Origin of the sequence: Streptomyces sp. NPDC047982, from assembly GCF_043204165.1 — a bacterium.
Classification (GTDB): Bacteria; Actinomycetota; Actinomycetes; order Streptomycetales; family Streptomycetaceae; genus Streptomyces.
In genome coordinates, this window is record NZ_JBIDBS010000001.1 from 372,889 (window position 1) to 398,491 (window position 25,603).

The 25,603-nt window shown below is 70.9% G+C and carries 22 protein-coding genes and 2 pseudogenes; 7 read left to right on the top strand and 17 right to left on the bottom strand.

Features of this window, described 5'->3' with window-relative positions; translation table 11 throughout:
- Nucleotides 1-49: 49 nt before the first annotated feature.
- The 4 genes and pseudogenes from ACGF2V_RS01655 to ACGF2V_RS01670 form a co-directional block, all read right to left on the bottom strand.
- Nucleotides 50-646: a dihydrofolate reductase family protein gene (locus ACGF2V_RS01655; protein WP_362619624.1), complete on the bottom strand. Its 597-nt coding sequence runs from the start codon at nt 644-646 to the stop codon at nt 50-52.
- Nucleotides 647-777: 131 nt separating this feature from the next.
- Nucleotides 778-1,090: pseudogene (locus ACGF2V_RS01660) on the bottom strand (ATP-binding protein); the annotation flags it as partial.
- A 248-nt stretch (nt 1,091-1,338) separates the two neighbouring features.
- Complete coding sequence (locus tag ACGF2V_RS01665) at nt 1,339-1,809, bottom strand: hypothetical protein (RefSeq protein ID WP_362619626.1); 471 nt, start codon at nt 1,807-1,809, stop codon at nt 1,339-1,341.
- Between the two features lie 44 nt (nt 1,810-1,853).
- Entirely contained in the window at nt 1,854-2,366 is a 513-nt protein-coding gene (locus tag ACGF2V_RS01670; protein ID WP_362619698.1) for an amidase domain-containing protein, read from the bottom strand.
- Between the two features lie 108 nt (nt 2,367-2,474).
- On the opposite strand from ACGF2V_RS01670, the gene ACGF2V_RS01675 reads away from it, so the two are divergent.
- Nucleotides 2,475-3,356 carry a L,D-transpeptidase family protein gene (locus ACGF2V_RS01675; protein ID WP_392910364.1) on the top strand — a complete coding sequence of 294 codons (882 nt, stop codon included), beginning with the start codon at nt 2,475-2,477 and terminating at the stop codon, nt 3,354-3,356.
- Between the two features lie 11 nt (nt 3,357-3,367).
- A pseudogene (locus ACGF2V_RS01680) lies at nt 3,368-3,547 on the top strand (Uma2 family endonuclease); the annotation flags it as partial.
- Nucleotides 3,548-3,654: 107 nt separating this feature from the next.
- Here ACGF2V_RS01680 and metG read toward each other — a convergent pair.
- Nucleotides 3,655-5,259, bottom strand: coding sequence for a methionine--tRNA ligase (gene metG, locus ACGF2V_RS01685; RefSeq protein ID WP_362619631.1), 1,605 nt, complete (start codon nt 5,257-5,259; stop codon nt 3,655-3,657).
- Between the two features lie 192 nt (nt 5,260-5,451).
- Here metG and ACGF2V_RS01690 point away from each other — a divergent pair, with 192 nt between their 5' ends.
- Entirely contained in the window at nt 5,452-6,105 is a 654-nt protein-coding gene (locus ACGF2V_RS01690; RefSeq protein ID WP_362619700.1) for a response regulator transcription factor, read from the top strand.
- Nucleotides 6,106-6,320: 215 nt separating this feature from the next.
- A complete protein-coding gene (locus ACGF2V_RS01695) occupies nt 6,321-7,547 on the top strand; it encodes a sensor histidine kinase (protein ID WP_392910413.1) in 1,227 nt (408 codons plus the stop codon).
- Here ACGF2V_RS01695 and ACGF2V_RS01700 read toward each other — a convergent pair.
- From ACGF2V_RS01700 to cseB, 5 genes are all read right to left on the bottom strand, one after another.
- Nucleotides 7,481-9,568, bottom strand: a complete 2,088-nt coding sequence (locus tag ACGF2V_RS01700; RefSeq protein ID WP_392910367.1) for a VWA domain-containing protein — start codon at nt 9,566-9,568, stop codon at nt 7,481-7,483. The two genes, ACGF2V_RS01695 and ACGF2V_RS01700, sit on opposite strands and share 67 nt — an antisense overlap.
- Before the next feature lie 859 nt (nt 9,569-10,427).
- Nucleotides 10,428-11,471 carry an endonuclease/exonuclease/phosphatase family protein gene (locus ACGF2V_RS01705; protein WP_362708842.1) on the bottom strand — a complete coding sequence of 348 codons (1,044 nt, stop codon included), beginning with the start codon at nt 11,469-11,471 and terminating at the stop codon, nt 10,428-10,430.
- Between the two features lie 81 nt (nt 11,472-11,552).
- Nucleotides 11,553-12,533, bottom strand: a complete 981-nt coding sequence (locus ACGF2V_RS01710; protein WP_362619636.1) for a D-alanyl-D-alanine carboxypeptidase — start codon at nt 12,531-12,533, stop codon at nt 11,553-11,555.
- Nucleotides 12,534-12,777: 244 nt separating this feature from the next.
- Nucleotides 12,778-14,025 (bottom strand): HAMP domain-containing sensor histidine kinase, encoded by a 1,248-nt coding sequence (locus tag ACGF2V_RS01715; RefSeq protein ID WP_362619639.1) that lies wholly within the window; start codon nt 14,023-14,025, stop codon nt 12,778-12,780.
- 14 nt (nt 14,026-14,039) lie between these two features.
- Nucleotides 14,040-14,792: a two-component system response regulator CseB gene (gene cseB / locus ACGF2V_RS01720; RefSeq protein WP_362619641.1), complete on the bottom strand. Its 753-nt coding sequence runs from the start codon at nt 14,790-14,792 to the stop codon at nt 14,040-14,042.
- Nucleotides 14,793-15,344: 552 nt separating this feature from the next.
- On the opposite strand from cseB, the gene ACGF2V_RS01725 reads away from it, so the two are divergent.
- A complete protein-coding gene (locus ACGF2V_RS01725) occupies nt 15,345-15,746 on the top strand; it encodes an RNA-binding S4 domain-containing protein (RefSeq protein ID WP_360115895.1) in 402 nt (133 codons plus the stop codon).
- 194 nt (nt 15,747-15,940) lie between these two features.
- Here ACGF2V_RS01725 and ACGF2V_RS01730 read toward each other — a convergent pair whose 3' ends face one another.
- The 4 genes from ACGF2V_RS01730 to ACGF2V_RS01745 all read right to left on the bottom strand — a co-directional run bounded on the left by ACGF2V_RS01730 (nt 15,941) and on the right by ACGF2V_RS01745 (nt 20,608).
- Entirely contained in the window at nt 15,941-17,989 is a 2,049-nt protein-coding gene (locus tag ACGF2V_RS01730; protein ID WP_362708840.1) for an FUSC family protein, read from the bottom strand.
- Between the two features lie 82 nt (nt 17,990-18,071).
- The gene (locus ACGF2V_RS01735; protein WP_362708908.1) at nt 18,072-18,302 is read right to left on the bottom strand and encodes a DUF2630 family protein; all 231 of its coding nucleotides are present in this window, start codon (nt 18,300-18,302) and stop codon (nt 18,072-18,074) included.
- 134 nt (nt 18,303-18,436) lie between these two features.
- The gene (locus ACGF2V_RS01740; RefSeq protein ID WP_362708838.1) at nt 18,437-19,564 is read right to left on the bottom strand and encodes an NADP-dependent oxidoreductase; all 1,128 of its coding nucleotides are present in this window, start codon (nt 19,562-19,564) and stop codon (nt 18,437-18,439) included.
- 12 nt (nt 19,565-19,576) lie between these two features.
- Complete coding sequence (locus ACGF2V_RS01745; protein ID WP_362619707.1) at nt 19,577-20,608, bottom strand: hypothetical protein; 1,032 nt, start codon at nt 20,606-20,608, stop codon at nt 19,577-19,579.
- 199 nt (nt 20,609-20,807) lie between these two features.
- On the opposite strand from ACGF2V_RS01745, the gene ACGF2V_RS01750 reads away from it, so the two are divergent.
- Nucleotides 20,808-21,218, top strand: coding sequence for a hypothetical protein (locus ACGF2V_RS01750; RefSeq protein ID WP_362619645.1), 411 nt, complete (start codon nt 20,808-20,810; stop codon nt 21,216-21,218).
- A 184-nt stretch (nt 21,219-21,402) separates the two neighbouring features.
- Here ACGF2V_RS01750 and ACGF2V_RS01755 read toward each other — a convergent pair whose 3' ends face one another.
- From ACGF2V_RS01755 to ACGF2V_RS01765, 3 genes are all read right to left on the bottom strand, one after another.
- On the bottom strand, nt 21,403-21,825 hold the full coding sequence (locus ACGF2V_RS01755; RefSeq protein ID WP_362619647.1) for a universal stress protein: 423 nt from the start codon (nt 21,823-21,825) through the stop codon (nt 21,403-21,405).
- 286 nt (nt 21,826-22,111) lie between these two features.
- A complete protein-coding gene (locus ACGF2V_RS01760; protein WP_362708906.1) occupies nt 22,112-22,762 on the bottom strand; it encodes an FMN reductase in 651 nt (216 codons plus the stop codon).
- Between the two features lie 32 nt (nt 22,763-22,794).
- Nucleotides 22,795-23,958, bottom strand: a complete 1,164-nt coding sequence (locus tag ACGF2V_RS01765) for an LLM class flavin-dependent oxidoreductase (RefSeq protein WP_362619649.1) — start codon at nt 23,956-23,958, stop codon at nt 22,795-22,797.
- Nucleotides 23,959-24,432: 474 nt separating this feature from the next.
- Between ACGF2V_RS01765 and trpS the strand changes: the two genes are divergently transcribed.
- Nucleotides 24,433-25,563: a tryptophan--tRNA ligase gene (gene trpS, locus ACGF2V_RS01770; protein ID WP_362708904.1), complete on the top strand. Its 1,131-nt coding sequence runs from the start codon at nt 24,433-24,435 to the stop codon at nt 25,561-25,563.
- Nucleotides 25,564-25,603 lie beyond the last annotated feature (40 nt).

The window sequence follows — 25,603 nt, forward strand, 5'->3', positions numbered from 1 at the left end:
CGTCGAGCACGAGTTCGCGGGCATGTTCCGCGCCGCCCGCCCGGAGCGCTCAGCTGGTGACGCGCGTGTAGGTGAGGAACACCGCGCCGCTCTTGAGGGCGGTGTGGTCGGTGAGCGTCCAGGTGCGCGGGTCGAAGGCAGCCTTGCGGGAGAACAGAGGGATTCCGTCGCCGATGGTCAGCGGGCCGACCTTGAGGATCAGTGTGTCGATCTCGGAGTACAAGGAGCCCGCCAGCTCGGCGCCGCCGAGCAGCCAGATGTCCTTGCCGTCCAGCTGCTTGAGCTCCCGTACGGTCGCCACCGGGTCGTCGGCGACCAGTTCGACGGCCGGGTCCGGGCTCTCGGTCAGGGTCCGGGAAAATACCAGGTGACGCAGGTGGGGGTAGGCGTCGGTGATCCCGGCCGCAAGACCGATCTCGTAGCTGCGCCGCCCCTCGAGCACGGTGTCGAAGTGCGTGCCCCCCGCCGTGACGGACAGTGCCTGCCGGGCCTGGACGGGCAGCGTCTCCGGGTACTCGGCCACGAGGTGCTGAATGTAGTCCTCCGGTATGGGCCAGAAGCCGTTCGGACCGGTGGGGTCCGCGCCATCCGGGCCCGCGATGAAGCCATCGAGAGTGGTGGCGATGTAGTGGACGAGTCTGCGCACGCCGTGTCCCTTCATAGTGTTGGTTGGTGATCAGGATGCGCCACACAGGCGATGTCTGTGTGGCGATTGCGGCAAATTGCGGATCTGGCCCACGGCCATTGGATTGCTCGCAACGGCGGTGCCATGTCCCGTTACGCGGCCAGGAGTTCGCACCACACGAACTTTCCCAAATCGCCTGCCGCATCGAGCGGATACCAGCCCCAGCCGTCCGTGCTGTTGCGGACCAGGTCGAGACCGCGCCCGTTCTCGGCTTCTGCGGATGAGTGCAGCGGTGGCGCCGGTGGGGTGGGGTCGGCGTCCCAGACACCGATGCGCAGTACGCGGCCCGCCCAGCGCAGGCGTAACGCGGCCGGGCCCTTGGTGTGGCGTACCGCGTTGCCGACCAGCTCGGTGGCGACGAGCTCGGCGGTCTCGGAGAGGGGGGAGCAGTCCGTGCAGGGTGAGGTCTGGGACCTCCGCCTCCGGCGTTGTCGTCAGTCGCCGACGCTCCTTCCCCGAGCTCTCAGCTGCGTTCGAGCAGGGGAGACCCCATCCGACTCCCTCCTCCGCCTTGGATTCGAAGGCCCCAGATGCCGCTCCTTCTCCCACTGCGAATCGTGGACGAGGTCGTCAGCGTGATGGCCCACCTCGGACGTGCTGAGGTGGGCCATCAGTTGGAGAGCGGGCATCCCGCCCCCTCGTGGGTGCTGGGGTCAGCCGGACACGGACTTCGACGGGCCGGCGCCGTCGGACGGCTTACCCGTCTCGGCCGGTGTCTTTCCGCTCTGGTCCTGCTTCGGCGCCGGCAGAATGGTGAGGTGCCACTTCCCGCCCTCGCGGGTGATTGTGAGACTCTCGTTGTAGTCGGCACCCTTGCTGTCCTTGGCGGTGATTTTCGCGGACCCGACATCGGGGCCGAGATCGTAGTTGATCTGGATGTCGTCGACCTTGAGGCCGCGGCCACCCTTTTCCTCGATGACCTTCTCGGCATCCCGCTCAGCGGCCGGGTCGGTTGCCCCGTCCAGCTTCAACAGGGCTTCCGTGTCACGCTCGTTGAGCGCGGTGATGTACGCCTCGACCGTCTCGCGGTCACCGCTCGCCTTCGGCTCGGAGTCGCCGCTGTCGCACCCGGCCAGGGCGAGCAGCGCGGCGAAAGTGACGCCGGCGAAGTAGCGCCTGTTCATGTGTCCCTCACAGGTGGTTCAGCCTGGATGCCAGGCAGGGGTCTTCAGGTCCGGTGTGCGTACCAGGCAGCGTTCGGGTGGTCGGCGAGCAGCTTGCGGAGGCTCTTGTTGTGGGTGTTTCCCGTGTGATAGGTGAGATATGGGGTGCCTTTGTAGAGCTTGGTGACGACCATGGTGTGATCGATGATGTTGTCGTTCCGAGGCTTCCAGTTCGCCTGGAGCACGTCGGCGGAAGCGAGCTTCCAGACATTGTTGAGGGACTTGGTCCGTTTGGAGTGCTTCACCGCGAACCAGTACCAGTTCTCGGCACCCGCCCACGTGTAGCTGGTGGTCCAAGTGTGGCTTGCGTAGAACCACTTCTTGTTGTCCTTGCGGCTGGCGAAGCTGCCGGAGGTTGCCTTCCAGCCGCCGGCCCGCATCACCTGGGAGACGAAGTTCGTGCAGTCGTTTCCGTAGGTGCGATAGTCGTTGCTCGGCTTCTTCCAGTACTTGTTGGCGTAGCGCACCATGGCGCTGTAGTTGTACTGCGACGTATCCGGCGGGACGTACAGCCGTATGGCCCCCGTGCGGGTTCGCGCTCGCGTGTCGCGGCGTTAACTGGGTTCAGCGGGGCGAGGCGTGACGGCGAGCTCGCCCGTGCCGCGTTCACCCACGACCGCTGAGGAGTGCCCGTGTCCGTGTCCCGTACGTCGGCCGCCCGGCGTCGCCTCCCGTACGCCGTCCGGGCCGGTACCTGCGTTGCCGCGATTCTGGCGCTCGCAGCCTGCGGCGATACGGGCGTCACCGACACCGCCTCCCGGGCCACCCCGGTGCCGTCCGCCTCCTCCACCGGGCTCGCCGGGACGCAGGCCGGGGACGGGCGGGGTAGTGGGAAGCCGTCCGCCGGGTCGCAGGCGGACGGGCCGCCGGGGCGGGGTGCCGCACCCGCGCCGCGGGCCCCGGGTGTCCGCCCGGCCCTGATTCCCGGGCTGGGGCTGCGGACCAGGGGCAGGATTCCGGCCGAAACCCGCCAGGCCCTCGTCGTCACCGGTGACGCGTACGACTCCAGCCTGTCCACCGCGGTCCTGTACACCCGTGACGACCCCGCCCAGGGCTGGCGGGCGGTCACCTCCCGCTGGCCGGCCCACAACGGCCTCAACGGGTGGGCCGACGAGCACCGGGAGGGCGACCTTCGTACCCCGGTCGGGATCTACGGGCTGACGGCGGCGGGCGGGCTGTTCAAGCCGCCGGAGACCGTTTTCCCGTACGAACAGGACCCGGCCTACACCGTGAGTGGCGAAGGCTTCGACGGCGAACCGCTCGAAGGTTCTTTCGATTATGTGGTCGCGATCGACTACAACCGGACCCCCGGCGTCTCGCCCCTGGACCGCGAACGCCCGCTCGGCCAGGAACGCGGCGGCGGCATCTGGCTCCACGTGGACCACGGCGGCCCGACGCAGGGCTGTGTCTCGCTGCCCGTGGAGCACATGAAGGAGCTGCTGAGGCTGCTCGACCCGCGGAAGAACCCGGTGGTGGTGATGGGGGACGCGGAGTGGCTGGAGCGGTGAACCGGGCCCCGGCCGGTCCCCCCGTCTACCTGCTGATCGACCGCGACAGCTGTGAGGTCAAGGTGCACTCGGAGCCCGACGGCGTGCGGTACGAGCGCGTGGTGACGGTGCCGTACGGGAAGACCGTCGAGCTGCCCGACCCGGTCGGCATCGAGCTGGACACCGAGCCGCTGACGGACCGGGTTCGCTGAATCGAGCGCACGAGAGTGCACGGTGGCGTTGCGTGCACGGTTGAGGGCCGGAACCGCCGTGAAGCGGGTCCCGGCCCTCGGCCGTACGGAGTGGGGCGGAAGCGCGGTTACGCCGGCTTCTCCTCCAGGCGGGGGAACAGCACCGCGCCCTTCGTGACCGTCACGCCCGCCGGGAGCCGGCCCCAGTCGCCCGCCTCCTGGACGCGCTGGTCGCACAGGGCGCCCAGGGACGCCTCGGCGCCCAGTGAGTCCCACAGCTTCTGCGAGGTCTCCGGCATCACGGCGTTCAGCAGCACCGCGACGCCGCGCAGCGACTCGGCGGCCGTGTACAGGATCGTCGCGAGGCGGGCCCGGCCCTCCGGAGAGGCGTCCTTGGCGACCTTCCAGGGCTCCTGCTCCGTGATGTAGCCGTTGACCTGCTTCACGAAGTCGAAGATCGCCAGGATGCCGGCCTGGAAGTCCAGCTCCTCGCCGATCTTGTGGTCGGCCGTGGCGACGGCCTTCGCCAGCCCGTCCTGGACGGCCTTCTCGGCGTCGCCCGCGGCGGTGGCCTGCGGGAGCGTCCCGTCGAAGTACTTGCCGACCATGGCGGCGACGCGCGAGGCGAGGTTGCCGTAGTCGTTGGCCAGCTCGGAGGTGTAGCGGGCGGAGAAGTCCTCCCAGGAGAACGAGCCGTCGCTGCCGAACGCGATGGCGCGCAGGAAGTACCAGCGGTATGCGTCCACACCGAAGTGCGAGGTCAGGTCCTGCGGCTTGATGCCGGTCAGGTTCGACTTCGACATCTTCTCGCCGCCGACCATCAGCCAGCCGTTGGCCGCGACCTTGCCCGGCAGCGGCAGGCCCTGCGCCATCAGCATCGCGGGCCAGATCACCGCGTGGAAGCGGAGGATGTCCTTGCCCACCAGGTGCACATTGGCCGGGAACGTCCCGTCGAACTTCTCCTGGTTGGCGCCGTAGCCGACCGCCGTGGCGTAGTTCAGCAGCGCGTCGACCCACACGTAGATGACGTGCTTCTCGTCCCACGGCACCGGGACGCCCCAGTCGAAGGTGGAGCGCGAGATGGACAGGTCCTGGAGGCCCTGCCGGACGAAGTTCACGACCTCGTTGCGGGCGGACTCGGGCTGCACGAAGCCGGGGTTGTTCGCGTAGAACTCCAGCAGCTTCGGGCCGTACGCGCTCAGCTTGAAGAAATAGTTCTCCTCCTTGAGGATCTCCACCGGCTTCTTGTGGATCGGGCACAGCTTGACGCCGTCCTCGTCCTCGATCAGGTCGCCGGGGAGCTTGTACTCCTCGCAGCCCACGCAGTACGGGCCTTCGTAGCCGCCCTTGTAGATCTCACCCTTGTCGTACAGGTCCTGCACGAACTCCTGCACCCGGTCGGTGTGCCGCTTCTCCGTCGTACGGATGAAGTCGTCGTTCGCGATGTTCAGGTGCTTCCAGAGGGGCTTCCACGCCTCCTCCACGAGCTTGTCGCACCACTCCTGCGGGGTGACGTCGTTCGCCTCGGCAGTGCGCATGATCTTCTGACCGTGCTCGTCCGTGCCGGTGAGGTACCACACCTTCTCGCCGCGCTGGCGGTGCCAGCGCGCGAGCACGTCGCCTGCGACGGTCGTGTAGGCGTGGCCCAGGTGAGGAGCGTCGTTGACGTAGTAGATGGGGGTCGAGACGTAGTACGCCGTCGCCCCCTGCTTCTCGGATCCAGTGGCCGCCATGGGCAAAATCCTAACGGCCTGCTGAAGATCGACTCACATCTATTACGACCGGTCGCTGTCGGGGCCGGGAGCCTTCCGGGCCGTGCCGGGCCGTGCCGAGACCTCTGCGAAACGTGCCTTCCCCTAACAAAGACGCATCCTGGGAGGGAGCAGACACGCATGCACGGGGCACACGAAGCAGAGGACATGACGATGCGGGTACTCGTCGCCGAGGACGAGGAGATGCTGGCGGAGCTGGTCGCCACCGGGCTGCGACGGGCCGGATTCGCCGTCGACACCGTGTACAGCGGTGACGCCGCCCTCGCCTACCTGGGGCTGCACGACTACGACGTCGTCGTCCTCGACCGCGATCTGCCACGGGTGCACGGCGACGACGTGGCGCGGAAACTGGTCGCCACCGGCTCACGGACCAGGATCCTGATGCTCACCGCCGCCGCTTCCATGGAGGACCGGGTCGCCGGGCTCGATCTCGGTGCCGACGACTACCTGGGCAAGCCCTTCGAGTTCCCCGAGCTGGTCTCACGGGTACGCGCGCTGCGGCGGCGCAGCGCGCGCCCCGTGCCGCCGCAGCTCGAACGGCACGGCATCCGGCTCGATACCGTGCGGCGCACCGCTCACCGGGACGGCAGGGAACTCGACCTCTCGCCGAAGGAGTTCTCGGTGCTCCAACTGCTGCTGGAGGCCGACGGCGGGACCGTCAGCGCGGAGGAGCTGCTGGAGCGGGCCTGGGACGCCAACGCCGACCCCTTCACCGGCGCTGTCCGGGTCTGCATGAGCAAGCTGCGGGGGAAGCTCGGGGAGCCTGCGCTGATCCGCACGGTGCAGGGTGTGGGGTACGCACTGTGAAAGGCCGGACCTCCCGCCCGCCCCGTCCGTCGCGCCTGTCCCGTCCGTCGTACCTGTCCCGTCCGTCGTGCCTGCCCCGTCCGTTGCGTCCATTGCGTGTGCCGCGCGGGCTGCGTATGTCGCGCGTGCTGCGTGAGTCGCGTGTGGGGCGAGATGCCGCGCGTGTGCCGCGAGCGACCCGTGTTCCGGGCGCCGTGTTCCGCGTTCCGCATGTCCTGCGCGCCCCGCTCCTGCGCTGCCCGCGGCGTATCCGGCACTCCACGATCCGGACGCGGATCGCGCTCGTGTACGGCGGGGCCTTCCTGGTGCTGGGGACGGCCCTGCTCACCACCGTCAACCTCGCCTCGCGCGCGGGTACGGACTCCCAGGCGCGGGACATCGCGCGCACGGCCGCGGTCGTCCAGCCCGGTTACGCGGTCAACGGCCCGCTCGTCACCCGGCGCACGCTCGGCCCGCTCACCGTCTACGACCTCACCGACGACGTCAGCGACGCGGCCGGCCACCAGCTCCTCATCTGGTCCGTCGCCTCGCTGCTCGTCATGACGGCGTGCGCGGTCGGGGTGGGATGGTGGGCCGCAGGGCGGTTCCTGCGCCCCGTCCACGCCATGACCGCCAAGGCGCGCAGGCTCTCCGAACACACCCTCCACGAACGCATCGCGGCCAGTGGGCCCGACGACGAGCTGAGGGAACTCGGCGACACCCTCGATGCCCTGCTGGCCCGGCTGGAGAAGGCGTTCGACAGCCAGCGGCGGTTCATCGCCAACGCCTCGCACGAGCTGCGGACCCCGCTCGCCACTCAGCGAGCCGCGATCCAGATCGGCCTGGACGACCCGTCCCCGGAGGATCTCGTACGGACCCGGCAGACGCTGCTGGACAACAACCGGCGCAGCGAAAGGCTCATCGAGGGGCTGCTGGTCCTGGCGCGCAGCGAACGCGGGCTCGCGGCGGGCGAGCGGGAGGAGGTGGACTTCGCCCGGGTGGTGGCCGAGGAGGCGGCCCGGCACGCCGGCGTGCAGGTCGACGCCGGCCCCTGCGCGGTACGGGGGAACCGGATGCTGCTCGCCCAGATGGTGGCGAACCTGCTGGCCAACGCCGTCACGTACAACGTGCCCGACGGGACGGTGGAGGTGTCGGCGGTGACGGCCGGTGACAGCGTGCTGATGGAGGTGCGCAACACCGGGCCGGTGGTGGACGCGGAGGACATCCCCGGGCTGTTCGAGCCGTTCCGGCGCGGTGAGGGCCGGGACCGGATGGGGCGGGGGTCGGGGCTCGGACTGTCGATCGTGCGCTCCATCGCGGTCGCGCACGGCGGTACGGTCACGGCGGTGCCGGGCCCCGGGGGCGGCCTCGCCGTGACCGTACGTCTGCCCGCCGATCAGCCCTCGGTGGCCGCCGCCCGGTCAGCGATCCAGGCGGGCAGGGCGGCGAGGGCCTCGCGGTAGAAGGTGGTGTCCGGGACCTCACGGGGGGCGGGGCCCGCGTGGAAGAACCCGGCGTTCGGGGCGTCCAGCTTCCGCAGGAAGTCGAAGCCCTTCGCGTCCTCGTCGCCGAACGCGACGAACTGGAAGAACAGCGGCAGCCGTGCCGCGTCGGCGAGCGCCTGCTTCGCGGCCTGCCTGGCGTCCGGCGGGCCGTCCGTCTGGAAGACCACCAGGGCGGGTCCCGTCGCCCCCGACTTCTCGTAGTGCGTGACGACCTCCTCGACGGCGCGGTGGTAGTTCGTACGGCCGAGGCGGCCCAGGCCCGCGTTCAGTTCGTCGATGCGGCCCTCGTGGCCGGCGAGCTCGACCGTGCCGGTGCCGTCGATGTCGGTCGAGAAGAAGACGACGTGGACGGTGGCGGTCTCGTCCAGGTGCGCGGCGAGGGCGACGGTACGGTCGCCGAGGTGCTGGGCGCTGCCGTCCTTGTAGAACGGCCGCATGGAGCCGGAACGGTCGAGGACGAGGTAGACGGTGGCGCGCAGCCCGGTCAGCCCGTGCGCCTTCAGCCCGGCCTGGGCGGCCTTGTACGCGCCGACGAGGCCGGGCGCACGGGTCTTGAGACGGGCGAGCGAGAGGGCCGGCTTGGGGGCGGCCGTCGCCACGGGGGCCGTCACCACGGGGGCCGGTTCCTGCTCGGGCTCAGCCGCCGCGTCGGGGGCCTGGTCCGGGGTGGGCTCGGTGGCCGGTTCAGGCGTCTGAGCCCGCGTGGGCTCGGCGGGCGGTTCGGGGGTCCGAGTGGCATCGGCCTGGGCGGTGACATCGGCCGGAGCGGTGACATCGGCCGGAGCGGGGGTCGGTTCCGGTTCCGCTACGGGTTCCGGATCGGGTGCCGGAGCGGGCTCGGGGGTTGCGGGCGAGGCGGCCGCAGGTTCTTCGGTGGTGGCGGTGGTGGTGGTCGGGGTAGCCGGGGCGGCTTCGGGGGCTGCCGCGGGGGCTGCTTCCGGAGTGGGGGCCTGGGCGGCGGCCGGTTCCTGGGCGGGCTTGGTTGCCGCTTCGGTTTCCGGTTCCGCGGCCGGTTCCGGGGCGGGCTTGGTCGTCGCTTCGGTTTCCGGTTCCGCGGCCGGTTCCGGGGCGGGCTTGGTCGTCGCTTCAGTTTCCGGTTCCGCGGCCGGTTCGGGGCTCTCGGTGGTGGTCTCGGGTTCGGGGGCGGTTTCGGTCTTGTGCTTGACGTCGGCTTTGGGTTCGGGTGCGGTTTCGGTCTCGTGCTTGACGTCGGCCTCGGCCTCGGGTTCGGGCGCGGCTTCGGTCTCGGCCTCAAGCGCCGTCGTCGCCGGTTCGGCTACGGGTTGCGGCTCGGTTCTGGCGCCGGGTGCGGTTGCCGGTTCCGGCTGTGCGGCGGCCGGCTCGGGCTCGGCGGGAACTTCGGCTTTGACAGCCTTCGGCTCGGAAAGCTCCGTCTCCGCCGCCTGCGCCGCACCGGTCCTCGCCGCCTCCGGTTCCGAGGCTTCCGGCTCTGCGGCCTTCGGTGCGCCCGCCTCCGAATCGGCCTTCGGCGTGTCCGACTTCGGCTCCACGACCTCCGGCTCGTCCAGCTCGTCCGGCTCGTCCGGCTTGGACTCCGCGTTTGGCTGTGCCTCTGCTTGTGCCTCTACTTCTACCTTCGGCTCGACCGATTCCGCCTTCGGCTCGGGCTCCGTTTCCGTCTTCGGCTTCGAGGTCGCCCCCTGCGACGGGACCGTGGGGAAGGACGCCTTGTCGAAGGCGGCAGCCACCAGGTCCGAGGCCAGGCCGATGCTGCCGTCGCCTTCGGCGGACAGGGGCGAGGCAGGGGCCGGGATCGTGGCCTTGGGGGACGAGTCGGCTTCGCGCGCCGGGGCCTTCTCCGCGGCTGGTTCGTCCGCCGGCTCGTCCGTCGGCGCCGCGATCGGCTCCGACTCCGCGGGCGCGGCGCGTTCGGTCTGGGGCGGGACCGTGGCCGTCGGCGCGTCCTGCTCCGCGCGGTCACGGCCGAACACCTTCCGCAGCAAGCTCCGAATGCCCATGGGCGAGGCCTTTCGCGTGAGTGGGGTGCGATGAATGTCCGACCCGCGGGAATCGATCCCTGGCCAGGGCGGATATGTAAGGTTAGCGGCCGGATCCAGCCCTTCGTCGGCACGGCCCGCCCGTGGGAAAGCCGATCCGCGAACGATCCTTCGTCGAGTCCGTACCGAGTCCGTACCGAGTCCGGTGTGCATGCCGTGCGGGTCTGATGTGCTTCGTTCACCTGTGCTGACGCGGCCGTGAATTGCCTTGTCGGCGTGATCGGCCGGTGTGCGTGACACGAAGTCAGGTGCACCGTTGTCCGTTATTCACCTGGGTTTCCAAGAAGGGCCTCCATATGGGGAAACTCTCTCGTTGAAAACGTATTGCGGCTTGTGTCGTCGAGGCCGGATCGCTGCTTTCCGGGACTTGCTCCTGCGGCCGGTGTCATCGCCGTTCCGGCGACCCCGCGGCCGTCCGCCGCGCTGGCCGCGGACGATCTGGCACCGGGCGACGAGGGCATGCCGGACGACGGTTTCGACCACGAATCCGAGGGCGGGCAGGACGATTTCGCGGGGACCTCGGTGAGTGCCGCTATACCAACAACGGCGGTACGAGCCCCGGCCGGGTCGGCACGTATCCGATGACTGCGCCGACGGTCCCGTGCTCCCGAAGCTACGGTGACGTGACAAGTGACTCCCTGTTAGCAGAGTGACGACCGGTGAGGGCGCACGAGGCGGGGTTCGGGAACTTCGCCGGCCTGGAGGACGGCGAACGGCGAAGTCGGCGCGGCCTGCTCGACGGCTTCGGGGTATGCCTCACGCTTGGCGTTTCGGCCAGCGCCCGGTAGATGCCGACGACGCAAACCGCGCGTGCAGCTCATCACAGACCGCTGCGGCGGGCAGCCCCCTGCTGTCGGACTGCGGTGTTCTTCTCGCGTCCGAGGTGGATGCGGGCCGCCACCGGTATGTGGTCGCTCGTCGTCGGCGGCAGGTTCCAGGCCGAGGTGGCCTTCACGCCCTTGAGGAGGATCTGGTCGATCCGGACGACCGGAAAGCTCGATGGCCAGGTGAGACCGAAGCCTTTGCCTGCCGTCGACTGGGCCGAGGTCATACGCGTGGTGAGCGGGCGCAGCGCGCGGTCGTCGAGCGCTCCGTTGAAGTCGCCCATGACGATGACACGTTGGACCTTTTCGCCGTGCAGATGTGCTACGAGGCGGTCGAGGGAGTCATTGCGCGCGAGTGTGGTGAAGCCGTCGGGGCGGACGCGAACGGACGCGAGGTGAACGACGTAGACGGCCAGCGGGCCCTTGGGGGTGTCCACCGTGGCGCGCATGGCCCGCGTCCACGGCATGATCGGCACCGCGCGCGCGTCGCGCAGGGGGTAGGTGCTCCAGAGGCCGACTGTGCCGTCGTAGAAGTGGTACGGGTAGGAGGACGCCAGGGCGCGCTCATACGCGGGTGCCGTGTCGGGGCTCAGTTCCTCAAGTGCCAGGACGTCCGCTTTGGACGCGATCAGGCTGCGGGCGGTGCCGCGCGGATCGGGGTTGTTCTGGTTGACGTTGTGGCTGACCACGGTGAGGTCCCCGCCGGGTGACGCCTTGTCGGTGAGCATGGGGCCGAAGGCCGCCAGCCAGATGGCGATCGGCAGGACGCAGGCCCACGCGGCCACCGGCGATCTGCGCAGCAGCGCCGTGGTCAGCAGGACGGGCAGGGCGAGGGCCGTCCAGGGAAGCAGAGTCTCGATCAGGCTGCCGAGGTGGCCCGGTGTGTTGGGGATCCAGCGATGGCCCTGGAGGACCAGCGCGAGGAGGACGCAGCCGGTCGTGGTCAGCGTGCCCCGGCGGCGGCGGGACCGCTGCGACCTGAGCCGTCGGAGCAGGGGCTGTGGGGGCGCAAGCTGTTGGGGTGAGGACCCGGCGCTCATCACCGTCGCACCGCTCGGTCCCTCTGGTGCCGCCACCTGGGTTCGCTCGCCGCTCTCTGCCCGTGTTGTCGTCATCGTCGGTCAGCTCTCCGTCCGCGCCGAGACCAGCTGGTCGCGGAGTCCGTCGATCAGTACGCGGCTGCTGTCCAGGGCTGCCTGGAGACCTTCGACGGGCGTGGTGTTCGCTCGCTGGTGCAGGACCGCACCGAGAAGCAGTCGGGTCCGGTCACCGATGCGGACCTCGGAGGCCCACAGGAGGTTGCCGCCCGCCGGGGTGCTGGAACCGGTCTTGATGCCGACGACGCCTGAAGTACCCAGCAGGGAGTTGGAGTTGTGGACCGGGTCCATGCCGGGGACGGTGACGGTGCGGCTGGCCACGATGTCGCGGAAGACGGGGTTCTTCATCGCCTGCCGGGCCAGTTTCACTTGGTCGGCCGCGGTGCTCGTGGTGCCGGCTTCGATGCCGCTCGCCCCCGTGTAGGTCGAGTGGCCCATTCCCAGTTCGTCCGCGGTGCGCTGCATCTTCCTGGCGAAGGTGCCCTGGTTACCGGAGTCCCAGCGGGCCAGGAGGCGGGCGACATTGTTCGCGGAGGGGAGCAGCAGCAGCTCCAGGAGCTGGCGCTGGGAGTACTTCTGTCCGGCCCGGACCGGGACGGTCGACTCGTCACCGACGCCCACTTCGTCGGCGGCCTGCCGGTCCACCTCGATCCGCGGGCCCGGCGCGCCCGGTTCGAGCGGGTGGTCCTTGAGAATGACGTAGGCGGTCATCACCTTCGTCAGACTCGCGATCGGCACCGGGCGCTGTTCGCCCCGTGTTTCCGTGAACGCCGTTCCCTCGAGTCCGACTGCGGCCTGGCCTTCCTTGGGCCAGGGGATCGTTCCGTCGCCTACGGCGGCTCGCCAGGCGCCGCCCACCCCGCCGGTGCCGGAAGCAGAGGTGAGGGTGGCGCGAGAGGCGTTGTCCGGCATGGTGACGATCACGGCGATGGTCAGGGTTACCAGCAGGAACACGGCCAGCAGACCGATCGGGACGCGATGGCGTGAGGCAGGGCGAAGAAGCATCAGGAAAGCCACCTCCGGGGGCCGCGGTACGTGATCGGTACGTAGGCAAGGCTGCGGGGGCGGTTCGTCCGGACGACGGACAGCGGAGCGCCACGGGCCCTCAGGAACCCATCAGCCGTGTATCAGGGCCGGGGATGGGGAGGGGCAAGGGAGGGGCAAGGCAGGGGGTGGGGAAAGGCAAGGGAAGGGCAAGGCAAGGGAGAGGAAAGGCTGCTGAGCCCGGGGCGGGGCGGGATCGTCCGGGTCACTGGGTGGCTGCGGGCCCGTCCGCGGGCAGGCGCAGCACCACCACCGCTCCCCCGTCCCCCGGGTCGTTGGCGAAGTCCAGGGTCGCCCCGATCACCTTCGCTTGACCGCACACGATCGTGAGGCCCAGGCCGTGCCCGCGGCCCCGCTCGGTCGCGCCGGTACGGAACCGCTGGGGGCCGTGGGCCAAGAGGCCGGCGGGGAAGCCGGGCCCGTGGTCCCGTACCGTGATCGTCGCTCCGGAGACGGTGATCTCCACGGGGCCGGCACCGTGGCGGTGTGCGTTGACGACGAGGTTGGCGATGATCCGGTCCAGGCGTCGCGGGTCGGTCTCGGCCACCGGCGCGCCGTGGGCGCTCACCCGCGCCGTCAGGCCGGTCTTCACCACCGACTCCTTGACCAGTTCGGCCAGGTCCACCGGCCGTGACTGCGGCCGCTCGACATTCGCGTCGAGACGGGAGATCTCCAGCAGGTCCTCGACGAGGTCGCGCAGTACCCGGGCCCGGTCCCTGACCAGGTCGGTGGCCTCACCCTCGGGGAGCAGGCCGGCCGAGGTGACCAGTCCCATCAGCGGGGTGCGCAGCTCGTGCGCGACATCGGCGGTGAAGCGCTGCTCGGTGGCGATCCGCTCGCGCAGGCTGTCCGCCATCGAGTCGACCGTGGCCGAGATCTCGTTGATCTCGTCGCCGGCGCGGCTGCCCATGTTCGTACGGGCGTCCAGGTCGCCCGCCGTGATTCGGCGGGCCGTGCGGGCAACCCGGCGCAGCCGCCTGGTCGGCAGTGCGGTCGCCAGGGCCGTGGCCGGGATCACGACGGCAAGGGTGAGCAGTGAGTACTTCCACACGTGGCGGTCCAGGGCCTGCCTGGTGAGCAGGTCGGCCGTCATGTCGACCTCGGTCGCGTAGAGCCGGCCGTCCTGCTTCTTCGCGGCCCAGAAGGTGGGGGCCGGCGGCTTGTTCTCGTAGAGGGTGCCCCGGCCGTGGAGTTCGACCTGCCGCAGCAATGAGTCCGGGAGCTCGCCGGGGTTCGCGAGAGGCGGTTGCCGACCGGAGTTCCGGGCGTCCCTCACTTCCTTATCGAGCTGTTGTTCGGCCCGGCCCGCGCCTTCGTTCAGGGACCGGTTCAGCGTGGACTCGTGCACCAGCACACCGACGGTGAGGGCCATCGCGGAACAGGCCAGGACGACCAGGAGGACGATCTTCCAGCGCATCGAGCGGGGGTTCAGCATCATGCGTGCGGTCGGCATCTCGGCTCCCCGGTTCAGCGCCGCAGCTTGTAACCGAAACCGCGGACCGTCTCTACGCGGTGGGCGCCGACCTTCTTGCGCAACCGCTGCACACACAGGTCGACGACCCTCGTGTCACCGTCCCAGCCGTAGTCCCACACCTCGCGCAGCAGGGTCTGGCGGTCCAGCACGATGCCGGGGTGCGCCGCGAACTCCAGCAGCAGCCGCAACTCGGTGGGGGCCAGGGCGATTTCCTCGCCCTCCCGGCGGACCTCCAGAGCAGCGGGGTCGATGGTCAGGTCGCCGAAGACCAGCAGGCCGGCCGCAGTGGGGCGCTCGGCACCGCCGGCCTGTGCGGTGGGGACGGCGGTGGCACGGCGCAGCAGCGCGCGGATCCGGGCCACCAGGACGGCGGTGTCGACGGGCTTGACCACGTAGTCGTCGGCGCCGGCTTCCAGGCCCGAGACCACGTCGAGGGCGTCGCCACGCGCGGACATCATCAGGATCGGGTCCATGCTGGTCTCCCTGATCCGGCGGCACAGTCCGATCCCGTCCAGGCCCGGCAGCATCACGTCGAGCAGAAGCAGGTCATGGTGGGCCTCGCGGAACAGCTCCAGACCGGTCAGCCCGTCGCCTGCCACGGTCACGTGGTAGCCGTAGCGTTCGAGGGCCATCGCGACGGATCTGCGGATCACCTCGTCGTCCTCGACGAGGAGGATGGTCACCGAGGTCGGTGGGGTCGCCGTGGTTTGTGCGGTCTCAGGGGTCACGTGGGTGGGATCAGACATGTACATCCATCGTGCGAGGTGCCGGCCGGAACTCCATCATGCCGTGCCGGACAGGGGAAAGCCGCCGGAGTCCGAGAGTCCTTGAGGCAGTCACCGTGGCCTGACCGGCGCCGATACCCGGGTGATACAGCAGGCGCTGATACCCGGGTGATACACAGTCGCGCGGCAGCCGACACGCAGTTGCGCCCCCGTGGAAACGCCCCGGAGCTCATGGGGGCGCGGCCCGGGCTGCGGCGTGAGGTGTCGTCCTACGGGCCCTGGTCGTATGCCTCGTCGTCCTTTCATCCGCATCCCGGTCGTCGTCGCTGAGCAGGTCGTTCACGTCGTTCACGTTCTCGGTGAGGATGTCGCGCGCATCGTCCATGTCGCTCGGGATGTTCCGGCCGACGGCTGTGCCTCACACACGCCCCGTACGGCCTCGCGCGGGTCGGGACGAGAACCATCACGCCGTCAACGCGTCATTCCGTCGTCGGCGGCCGGGCATGTCCGCGGGCAGCGTGACGGCCTCCCTCCGGCCTGACTCGACGCCTGCGCCGCACTACAGTCGGACCCATGGTTTCCGGTGAGGCGCCGCAGGCGGAGGGCAGCGTTCGGGTCGACGTCTGGATCTGGTCGGTCCGGCTGACGAAGACCCGTTCGCAGGCCGCTGCCGCCTGTCGCGCGGGTCATGTGAAGGTCGCCGGTGAGCGTGCCAAGCCCGCTCAGGCAGTGCGCGTCGGCGACGAGGTACGGCTCCGGCACGCGGGCCGGGACCGGATCGTGGTCGTGTCGAAGATCGTGAAGAAGCGGGTCGGCCCGCCGGTGGCGGCGGAGTGCTTCGTCGACAACAGCCCGCCCCCGCCGCCGCGCGAGATGGCGATCCAGGTTCCGGTACGGGACCGGGGCGCGGGCCGGCCGACGAAGCGGGACCGGCGCGAGATGGAGCGGCTGCGGGGCGACGGACCCACGCGCTGACCGCCGACCGGGCCGCCGGGCCGTCGCTCCGCTTCTGCTCTGGGCCGCCGGCCGATTCTGCTCCGGGCCGCCGGCCGCTTCCGCCCCGGACCGTCGGGCCGTTGTTCCGCGTCTGTCCCGGGCCGAACGGCCCCTCTCACGACTGCGGGCCCGTTCCCCCTGCTGCTATGGCTGGGGGAACGGGCCCGTGGCCGTTACGGCTGGGGCGACGCGATGGCCCGTGCCGCCGCCACCTCCCGGCGCAGGGGGGCCAGCACCCCTTCCTCGTCCCCCGGCAGTTCGGCACGCACCTCCACCAGGATCTCGCTCGCCCGGATCCCGTCGGCGAGTTGTAGCAACTGCCGCCGGATCTCGGCCACTTCCTCCGCCGGTGGCTCCGGGGCTCCGTGGTCGACCCGGACCCGGGCCGCCGTCGTCGCGTCCACGATGCGCTCGACCGCGACGACCAGCGGCCACCAGGCAGTGGCCCGGGTGCCGACCGGGGGCGGTTCCGTCAGCGCGCGCTGGAACTCGGACCGTACGACCGACAGATCACGGTAGATACGGCGCCGGGCCCGCAAGCGCTCCGCCCGGTCGCCCTCACCGCCGCTCCCGGGGCCCTGGGCGCCCCCGTGGCGCCCGCCGTCCCCGCGGCGCCCGACGTCCCCGTGGCGCCCGCCGTCCCCGCGGCGCCCGCCCGGCTCGAACGCGTATGCCACGTAGTCGGCGACGTCCGCCACCACGTCCGCGAGCCGGTGCCCGACGCGGGCGTGCCAGCTCTCCGGCCACAGGAGGTAGCCCGCCACGAGCACGATGGCGCAGCCGATCAGACTGTCCAGGAAGCGCGGCCAGACGAGGTCGAAGCCCCCGCGGTTCAGCAGGTCGGACAGAAGCAGGATGACCGGGGTGATGGCCGCGGTCTGGAAGGCGTATCCCTTCGCCGTGAACGTCGGGATCAGCGCCGCGAGCAGCACCATCACCGGCACGTCCCACCAGCCGATCGGCACCGCGGCGAGCACCGGCGCGGCGATCACGAGGCCGGCCGCAGTGCCCACCGCACGCAGCACGGCCCGCGAGAAGACCGAACCGAAGTCCGGCTTGAGGACGAATGTGACGGTCAGTGCGACCCAGTAGGAGCGCGGCACCGGGATCAGTGAGGTCAGCGCCTGGGCCAGGCCGAGGCACAGAGCGAGCCGCAGTCCGTAGCGCCACGAGGCCCCGGTGAACAGCACGCTGCGGACGGTCCGCCGGACACGTACTCCGAGCGCCGCGGGGCGTCCGAGCCGGTCGTCGACGTTGTACGGGTCGGGATCGGCCTTGTGCACCACGGTCGCGGCGTGCCGCAGCGCGCTGTCCACGGCCCGGGTCGCAGGCGAGTCCGGGGCGGGCAGGCTGAGTTCGGGGTGGCCCGTGCGGCTCTCCTCAACGGCGGCGGCCAGCTCGCGTACCGCCTCGGGGATCGCGTCCGGCAGCCGGATCCCGCGCACATGGACCGCGGGCGCCGCCTCGACGAGCGGGATGACGACGTTGAGCTGGGCGAGCAGCCGCACCATGGCGTTGCTGCGGCCGTGGTAGCGGGCACGGCGCGCCAGGATCAGGTCGTACGAGGTGTTGAGGGACTGCGTGACGGCCTGGCGCCGTTCCTCGTACGCGTCGCCGCCCGCGGCGGCCAGCAGATCGGCGACCGCGAGATAGGTGCCCGCGACCGTGACCCGCTCCGGCAGCTTTCCCCGAAGCGGCCAGGCCAGCAGGGTCAGGGCGAGGACGAACAGACCGCCGACCGTGAGCAGCAGCGGGGCCACCCACCAGGGTTCCGGCATCGGCAGACCGGCGCCGACCACCGCGTTGAGCAGGAGCAGCAGCCCGGACACGGAGGCGACCGCACCGATCGTCGACATCATCCCGGAGACCAGACCGAGCAGCGTCAGCGCGGCGACCGCGACCCACCCCGTGCCGTACACCAGCGTGCCGAGCATGATGCCGAGCGCGCCGAAGAGCTGCGGTACGGCGATGTTGATGATGCGCATGCGGTACGCGTCGGCGGTGTCGCCGATGACGCCGGAGAGCGCGCCCATGGAGACGAGCGCGCCGTACGCCGGTCGGCCGAGCGCGAAGCCGACGGCGAGCGGTACGGCCAGGGCGATGGAGGCGCGGACGACCGCTGCCCAGGGCACGGCAGCGGTCGACTGGGGGCGGAGCCCGCTCAGCAGCCAGGTGGGTGGCGTCGTGCGCCTGCGGCCGTTCCCGGTCTCCGTCTGGATCAACGATTCCCCTCGGTCGTACGTTCAGCGTTGGTCGCGTTTTGGTCGCGTTTTGGTCGCGTTGTCGGTCGTGTTTTGGGCGCGTTCAGCTTTGGTGGCCCTCGGCCTCGTCGGTCGGCCGGACTCTCGCGGCGGAGGGGTCCTCGCCCGCCTCCCTCAGTGCGCGGCGCTGCCTGAGCAGATCCCAGCACTGACCGAGCCGGATCTCGACCGCGCGCAGCCTCGACCTCTCGTCCGGGGCGAGGCCCGTCTCCCGCAGGGAGCGGTCGCGCAGGGTCCGTTCCTCCGCGACGAGGGCTCCGATGGCATCAATGATGTCGCGCTCCTCGTTGTTCCTGTTGTGCCTGTCGCCCTTGTCACCCTTGTTGTTCTTGTTGTTCTTGTTTCTCTTATTGTCCTTGTTGGCCTCGTCGGTCTTGTTGTTCACGGTGCCTCCTGCGGCGGCCCGGCTCAGAGCGCGATCACGGTCTTGCCGCGTGCGCCCCCCGCCCGGTTCCGGTCGAGGGCCTGCGGGGCCCTCTCCAAGGGGAGTTCGACGTCGATGGGCACGCGCAGCACGCCCTCGACGACGCCCGCCGCCAGGACGTCGAGCAGGACCGGGGTGGGTTCGAGCCGGAAGTCGATACCGGTCACGCCGATGGGGAGCGCGGCCTTCGCGGCGACGCCGCGCGTGGTGAGGGCGATGCCCCCGACACGTACCGGCGCGGCACGGGCGGTGAAGGCGTCCGGCGTGGTGGAGACCAGGTCGACGAGCGCGTCGACGCCGTCCGGGCACACCTCCCGTATCGCTTCTTCGAGGAGGCGGGCCAGGGTGTCGACGGTGGCGGCCGCGCCCAGGGCGGCCATGCGCCCGCGCTCGTCGCCGCGTACAGCCGCGATCACGCGGACGTCCCGGGCCGCCGCGAGCTGGGTGAGGCAGCAGCCGACGCCGCCCGCCGCCCCGATGACCAGCAGGCTTTCGTGGCCGCGGAGCGCCACGGTCTCCAGGATCTGGGCTGCGGCCATCCCGGCGGACGGCAGTGCAGCCGCGACCTTGAGGGGGAGGCCGGACGGGACGAGCGTGACGGCGGAGTCCTGCGACACGGTCATGTAGTCGCAGTAGGTGCCGGTGACGGCGGGGCCGACTCCCGCCCCCGTCCTCAACCCGTTTCCCTTCCTCGCGCCCCCGTTCGTGCCCGCGTTGACGCTCCCGTCCGTGCCCGTGCCCCCGTCCGTCGTGCCCGGTACAGGGGTGGTACGGCCGAAGACCTGGTCGCCGACCCGGAAGCGGTTCGGGCCGCTGCCGATCTTGTCCACCCACCCGGCGAAGTCCACGCCGACGACCAGGGGGAGGGCAGGGGCGGCGACGGGTGCGTCGGCGGGTCTGCCAGGGCTGGCGGTGCCGGGGGTGCCGGGGGAGCCGGGTGTGTCGAGGCAGGAGCCGGGTGTTTCGGCGGAGGCGGGCACGGTCTGCCAGTCGCAGGGGTTGAGCGCGGCGTACTCGACCCTGACCCGTACCTCCCCGGCCCCCGGTTCCGGCTTGGGCAACTCGACCAGTTCGGGCGTGGCCCGGAACGCGTTGACGGCTATCGCTCGCATGTGGATGACCTCTCAGTCGTCCCCGATACGGCAGTCACGGGAACCACTGTGTCCCGGCCCGTCCCCCGCCGCACGTCGAGCCCGCCACGCCCCGGCCGGGCCGCCGCCCCGCCGGGCGAGCATCGCGCACAGGGTCACCGCCAGCCCCGCACCGAGCACCGTCCACGCCGTCGTGCGCAGCGAACCCGTCAGCGCGTCGTACACCGCCGCCGCACCGCCCGTATCGCCGGACGGTACCTCGGCCAGGATTCGGTTGCGGGCAATCGCGAGCACCGCGCGCAGCACCAGCGCCCCCAGCGCGAATCCGAGCCCGACCAGCGCCGTGGCCGCGAGCGCGGCCTCCGCGCCCGCCGTGCCCCGTGCGCTCGTCCTGCCCGCTGCGTTCCCTGCGTTCCCTGCGTGTCCCGGGTCCCCTGTGTTCCCCGTGTCCCCCGCGCCCGCCGTGTCGTGCCCGTTTCCCGGCCGCCCGCCGCGCGCACGGGCCGTGACCCCGGCCACGACCACGGCCAGGACGGCGAACACCACCGTGCCCACGGCGGGCAGCACGCTTCCGGCCCGCAGCAGGCGGAAGGTCTGGCGCAACTGGTCGGCGCGGTCGGCGGAAATGAGCGTGATCTGCGTGTGCTGGACCGGGATCCGGTCGGCGAACGGCACCCCGTTCTTCTCCAGGTTCTTCTTGACCTGCTCGGTCACGGGTGCCAGATCGATGGTGACGGCCTCGCCCGCGTTGCCGTGCAGGGCGGCGGTGACGGCCTCGTGGGCGGTGCGGTTGATGGCGTTCCAGGCGGTCTGGAAGGCGTCGGTGGTGGTGAAGGACAGCACCGCCTGGTGCAAGAAGTCCCGGACGACGTCCTGGAGCGGCCCGGCGTCGATCTGCTTCATCGTCGCGTCGGTGATCTGGTCGGCGACCGTGGTGCGCACCTCCGGGTCGGAGGCGAGCGGGGCCACCGCGGCGACGTACCGGTTCGTGTCGTCGATCTCCAGATCCACCCAGGCGGACAGCGCGCTCAGCGGGACGAGCACGGCGAGCAGCACCGGCACCATCACCGACAGCGTCACCGAGAGATAAGTCCGCACCCCTCCAGGGAATCCCGTACGGCGGCGCCGTGCCCCGGGCCATAGGCCGTCCGAGTTGCCGGGCGGGGCGGCCGGGTGTGCCCTGGATGGAAAAGGGGACGGCGCGTCCTGGAGGAAACGGGGGCGGCGTGCCCTGGAGGGAAGGCGGCGGAAGGAGTTCTCCACCATGGCCACTCACGCAGCGAGTCCGACACGCGGACGGGGCCGGGGCGGGGCACACGCCCGTCGGCGCGGCACGCTCGCCTGGGCGATACCCGCCGTACTGGGCGCGGCGTACGGCCTGTACGCGTCGTTCATCCTCCGCAACAACGGCGCGAGCGGCGGCCGGCAGTTCTGGTACGGCCTGATCACGGCCGTGGTCCTCGGGGCACTCTGCTTCGTGCTGGGCCGGATCCAGCACGGCATGATTCCCCTGGTGCGGGCGGTGGCCTACGGGGCGCTGACCTGGGCGGCGATCGGGCTGCTGGTGGGGCTGACCGGGTCGAGCGTGCTGCGGTCGTCGGCCCTGGGGCTGTCGGTCGGCCTCGGGATGTTCGTCACGACGTTCTACCTCTTCTACACGCACGAGAAGACGTGACCGCGGCGGCGGGGGCTGGAGCGTCTTTCGTCCGGCATCCTCCCCGGCACGACGACGGGCCCGCACGAGAAGCGTGCGGGCCCGTCGTCGTGGTGACGCGTGCGCGGTGTTCCGCGGTGACGCGTGCGCGGTGTCCGGGGCGCGTCCGCGCCCGCCCGTCCGTCCGCGACGTGTCGGCGGTGCGTCAGTCGCGTACGACCGTCACCGGGCACGGCGCGTGCTGGGTGACGTGGAGGCTGACCGAGCCGAGCAGGGTCGCCTTGAAACCGCTGTAGCCGCGTGCCCCCACGACCAGCAGGTTCGCGCCCTTGGACCGTTCCAGCAGGGACTGGGCCGGGTTGCCGATCACCACGACCTTGCTCACCTTGGCCGCACCCTCGGCGCCCAGGGCCTCCTCCAGCGCCTCGGTGAGCGACACGGTCGCCAGGGCCTGCGGGTCGAAGTCCTCCGGCATGCCGGGCATCATGGACGCCCAGCTGGTCGCCGGGTACTCCCAGCTGTTGACGGCCTCCACCGTGTCGCCGGTCAGCTCCGCCTGGCGTACGGCCCAGTGCAGTGCCTTGATCGACGGCTCGGAGCCGTCAACGCCCACCACGATCCTGCCCATCTCTGCCTCCAGCTCGGTTCGGCTCAGTGCGCAGAGGCGGCATGCGAAGAAACTTCGTACACCCGGGGACACCCGGTACGGGCTGCTTCGCATGCCGCATCTTTCGCGCCAATCTAATCAAACAGGACAGATGCGTTGGGGCGTGGGCCTGTCAGTCCCGGCTGTCCGGCCGTTCGGCCCGAACCGTCCGGACCGATGGGGCCGATGGTCCCGGGCCAGTCGTCCCAGGCCGGTCGTCCGGTTCCCTCTCCCGGGCCCCGGAGAGGGAACCGGACGAAGGAACGGATCAGTCCAGCCGCAGGTCGGCGAGCTGCTGTTCGAACGGTACGACCTCGTCGAGCCCGAGCGTCTTCGGTGCCCGGGAGGCCGCCCGGCCGCCCGTGAGCACGGTGGCGAGTTCGCCGCCCGCCCGCCGGATGCGGGACGGCAGGCCCTCGGTGTGCTCGTCGCCGGACGAGCCCCAGTCCTCCGACGCCGCGTACACGGAGGTCGGCAGGACACTGGTCCGCAGGTAGGCGAAGAGCGGGCGCATCGCGTGCTCCAGGACCAGCGAGTGGCGGGCGGTGCCGCCCGTCGCCGCGATGACGACGGGCTTGCCGGCGAGCGCGGTGTTGTCGATCAGGTCGAAGAACGACTTGAACAGTCCGCTGTACGACGCGGTGAAGACGGGCGAGACGGCGATCAGACCGTCGGCCTCCGTCACCTCCTTGATCGCCTTCTCCAGGGCGGCCGGCGGGAAGCCGGTCACCAGGTGGTTGGCGATGTCGACGGCCAGGTCGCGCAGTTCGATCAGCCGGACCTCGACCGTGCGGTCCTGTTCGGCCAGCAGCCGTTCGCGGGCCGCGCCGGCCAGCCGCTCGGCCAGCAGCCGGGTCGACGAGGGGCTGCTCAGTCCCGCCGACACGGCGACGATCCGCAGCGGTTCGGAGGTGGGCAGGGGGGACGTGCCGGACGTGGTGGACACGGTGATCAGACCTCCTTCGCAGCGGTGGCGGCGGTGGCAGCGGTGACGGTGGTGCCGGTCGTGGTGCCGTCGGCACCGGGGGCGTCGGCCGCGACGCCACGGGCGGCGGCGACGGCCGGGTGGACGGGAGCGGAGTCCGGGACCCCGGCCGGCCGCAGGGCGGCGAACTCCTTGCGCAGCACCGGGACGACCTCCTCGCCGAGGATGTCGAGCTGCTCCAGGACCGTCTTCAGCGGCAGCCCCGCGTGGTCCATCAGGAACAACTGGCGCTGGTAGTCGCCCACGGCGTCCCGGAAGGTCAGGGTCCGCTCGATGACCTGCTGCGGGGAACCGACGGTCAGCGGGGTCTCCCGGGTGAAGTCCTCCAGCGAGGGCCCGTGCCCGTAGACCGGTGCGTTGTCGAAGTACGGGCGGAACTCCCGTACCGCGTCCTGCGAGTTCTTCCGCATGAACACCTGGCCGCCGAGGCCGACGATGGCCTGCTCGGCGGTGCCGTGCCCGTAGTGCGCGTACCGGCGGCGGTAGAGGCTCACCATCTTCTTGGTGTGCTCCATGGGCCAGAAGATGTTGTTGTGGAAGAAGCCGTCACCGTAGTACGCGGCCTGCTCGGCGATCTCCGGGGAACGGATGGAGCCGTGCCAGACGAACGGCGGGATGCCGTCCAGCGGGCGCGGGGTCGCGGTGAACGACTGCAGCGGCGTACGGAACTTGCCCTCCCAGTCGACGACGTCCTCGCGCCACAGCTTGTGCAGCAGGGCGTAGTTCTCGATGGCGAGCGGGATGCCCTGGCGGATGTCCTTGCCGAACCAGGGGTAGACCGGGCCCGTGTTGCCGCGGCCCATCATCAGGTCGACGCGGCCGTCCGCGAGGTGCTGGAGCGTCGCGTAGTCCTCGGCGATCTTCACCGGGTCGTTGGTGGTGATCAGCGTGGTGGACGTGGACAGGATGATGCGGTCGGTGCGGGCGGCGAGGTAGCCGAGCGTGGTCGTCGGCGAGGACGGGACGAACGGCGGGTTGTGGTGCTCGCCGGTCGCGAACACGTCCAGGCCGACCTCCTCCGCCTTCTGCGCGATGGCGAGCGTCGCCTTGATCCGCTCGTTCTCGGTCGGTGTCCTGCCGGTCGTCGGGTCCGTGGTGACGTCCCCGACGGTGAAGATCCCGAACTCCATGACCCGCCTCCGGTTTATTGAACATTGAACTATATGGGCGCACTCTACAACGGGACGGCCCCCCGGGCTATTCCGTGTCCCCGGAGGGTTCCGGGGCGGCGCGTCCCCAGGGCGGGATGGGTGGGTGCCCCGCCTCTCGGGCGGAGGCCTGGGGCCGGCCGGTGGGCCTTTGGCCATCGGCCGGCGCGCTTCTGGTCCGTCGGCCGGTTCCCCGGCAGGGCCGGGGGCGTGTGGGCGTAGCCGTACCGCCGGGCGCACCGGCGCGTTAGCATCGGCCCATGACCTACGCACCGTGCCGGAACTGGTGGCGCTCCTCCTAGGAGCGGCCACCCCACGCGCACGGAACCAGGGCCGTTCGAAACGGACGGCCCTTCTCTCTGCCTCGTACGGGTGCGGATGCCGGTGATACCGGCGGGCCGTCCTCCACCCAGCCAGGACCGCAGCACCGCGAGGAGAGACAACCCCATGAACCCCATGAACCCGGTGAACGCCGTCACCGCGACCGCCGACGCCCCCGTCACCGACGCGTCCGTCACCGACGGGCCTGCCGTCGACGGGCCTGCCGCCGCCGACGACACTGCCCTGCGACGCACCGCCGAGTTGGAGGTGCTGATCCGGCAGGACCCGGCACGGTTCCGGGTGATGACCGGTGACCGGCCCACCGGGCCGCTGCACCTCGGGCACTACTTCGGCACCCTCCACAACCGCGCCCGGCTCCAGGACCTCGGTGTGGACGTCTTCGTGATCATTGCCGACTACCAGGTGCTCACCGACCGGGACGTCGCCGACCGGCTCACCGAGCACATGGAGGCCATGGTCCTCGACTACCTGGCCATCGGTATCGACCCCGAGCGCTCGACGATCTTCAACCACAGCGCCGTGCCCGCACTCAACCAGCTCATGCTGCCCTTCCTCAGCCTCGTCTCCGTGGCCGAGCTGAGCCGCAACCCCACCGTCAAGGACGAGATCGCTCACTCCCGGCAGTCGGCGGTGAGCGGGCTGATGTTCACGTATCCGGTGCACCAGGCCGCCGACATCCTGTTCTGCAAGGGCAATCTGGTGCCGGTCGGGCGGGACCAACTGCCGCACCTCGAAGTGACCCGGGCAGTCGCCCGTCGCTTCAACGAGCGGTACGGGCAGGTCTTCCCGGAGCCTGACGCGCTGCTCTCCGCCGCGCCGCTGCTGCTCGGCACCGACGGCACCAAGATGAGCAAGAGCCGGGGCAACTCCATCGCGCTCGGCGCCACCGCCGACGAGACGGCGCGGCTGGTCAAGGGGGCGAAGACGGACGCCGAGCGGCACATCACGTACGAACCGGCGACCCGGCCCGGGGTGTCCTCGCTGGTGCTGCTGGCCGCGCTCTGTCTGGACCGCGACCCGCGCGCCCTGGCCGAGGAGATCGGCGGCGGGGGCGCGGCCGCTCTCAAGCGGACCGTGACCGATGCCGTCAACAGCCGGATGGCGCCGATCCGGGCCCGGCGGGCCGAGTATGCGCGGGACATGGGCTACGTACGGTCCGTGCTGCGGGCCGGGAACGCGCGCGCCAACGAGATCGCCGGGCCCACGCTGGACGAGGTGCGGGGGGTGATGGGGGGAGTGCTGTAGCGGCGCACGGCCGGGCGGTGGCCGGGCCTGGCCGGGCTCG

Excerpts from the sequence above, each read along its gene's own strand:
- ACGF2V_RS01705 (WP_362708842.1), bottom strand. The coding sequence starts at position 11,471 with ATGAGCGCCGGGTCCTCACCCCAACAGCTTGCGCCCCCACAGCCCCTG.
- trpS (WP_362708904.1), top strand. The coding sequence starts at position 24,433 with ATGAACCCGGTGAACGCCGTCACCGCGACCGCCGACGCCCCCGTCACC.
- ACGF2V_RS01745 (WP_362619707.1), bottom strand. The coding sequence starts at position 20,608 with ATGGTGCCGGTGCTGCTCGCCGTGCTCGTCCCGCTGAGCGCGCTGTCC.
- ACGF2V_RS01740 (WP_362708838.1), bottom strand. The coding sequence starts at position 19,564 with ATGCGAGCGATAGCCGTCAACGCGTTCCGGGCCACGCCCGAACTGGTC.
- ACGF2V_RS01690 (WP_362619700.1), top strand. The coding sequence starts at position 5,452 with ATGCGGGTACTCGTCGCCGAGGACGAGGAGATGCTGGCGGAGCTGGTC.
- ACGF2V_RS01710 (WP_362619636.1), bottom strand. The coding sequence starts at position 12,533 with ATGCTTCTTCGCCCTGCCTCACGCCATCGCGTCCCGATCGGTCTGCTG.
- ACGF2V_RS01765 (WP_362619649.1), bottom strand. The coding sequence starts at position 23,958 with ATGGAGTTCGGGATCTTCACCGTCGGGGACGTCACCACGGACCCGACG.
- cseB (WP_362619641.1), bottom strand. The coding sequence starts at position 14,792 with ATGTCTGATCCCACCCACGTGACCCCTGAGACCGCACAAACCACGGCG.
- ACGF2V_RS01715 (WP_362619639.1), bottom strand. The coding sequence starts at position 14,025 with ATGCCGACCGCACGCATGATGCTGAACCCCCGCTCGATGCGCTGGAAG.
- metG (WP_362619631.1), bottom strand. The coding sequence starts at position 5,259 with ATGGCGGCCACTGGATCCGAGAAGCAGGGGGCGACGGCGTACTACGTC.
- ACGF2V_RS01665 (WP_362619626.1), bottom strand. The coding sequence starts at position 1,809 with ATGAACAGGCGCTACTTCGCCGGCGTCACTTTCGCCGCGCTGCTCGCC.
- ACGF2V_RS01755 (WP_362619647.1), bottom strand. The coding sequence starts at position 21,825 with ATGGGCAGGATCGTGGTGGGCGTTGACGGCTCCGAGCCGTCGATCAAG.
- ACGF2V_RS01700 (WP_392910367.1), bottom strand. The coding sequence starts at position 9,568 with ATGGGCATTCGGAGCTTGCTGCGGAAGGTGTTCGGCCGTGACCGCGCG.
- ACGF2V_RS01725 (WP_360115895.1), top strand. The coding sequence starts at position 15,345 with ATGGTTTCCGGTGAGGCGCCGCAGGCGGAGGGCAGCGTTCGGGTCGAC.
- ACGF2V_RS01750 (WP_362619645.1), top strand. The coding sequence starts at position 20,808 with ATGGCCACTCACGCAGCGAGTCCGACACGCGGACGGGGCCGGGGCGGG.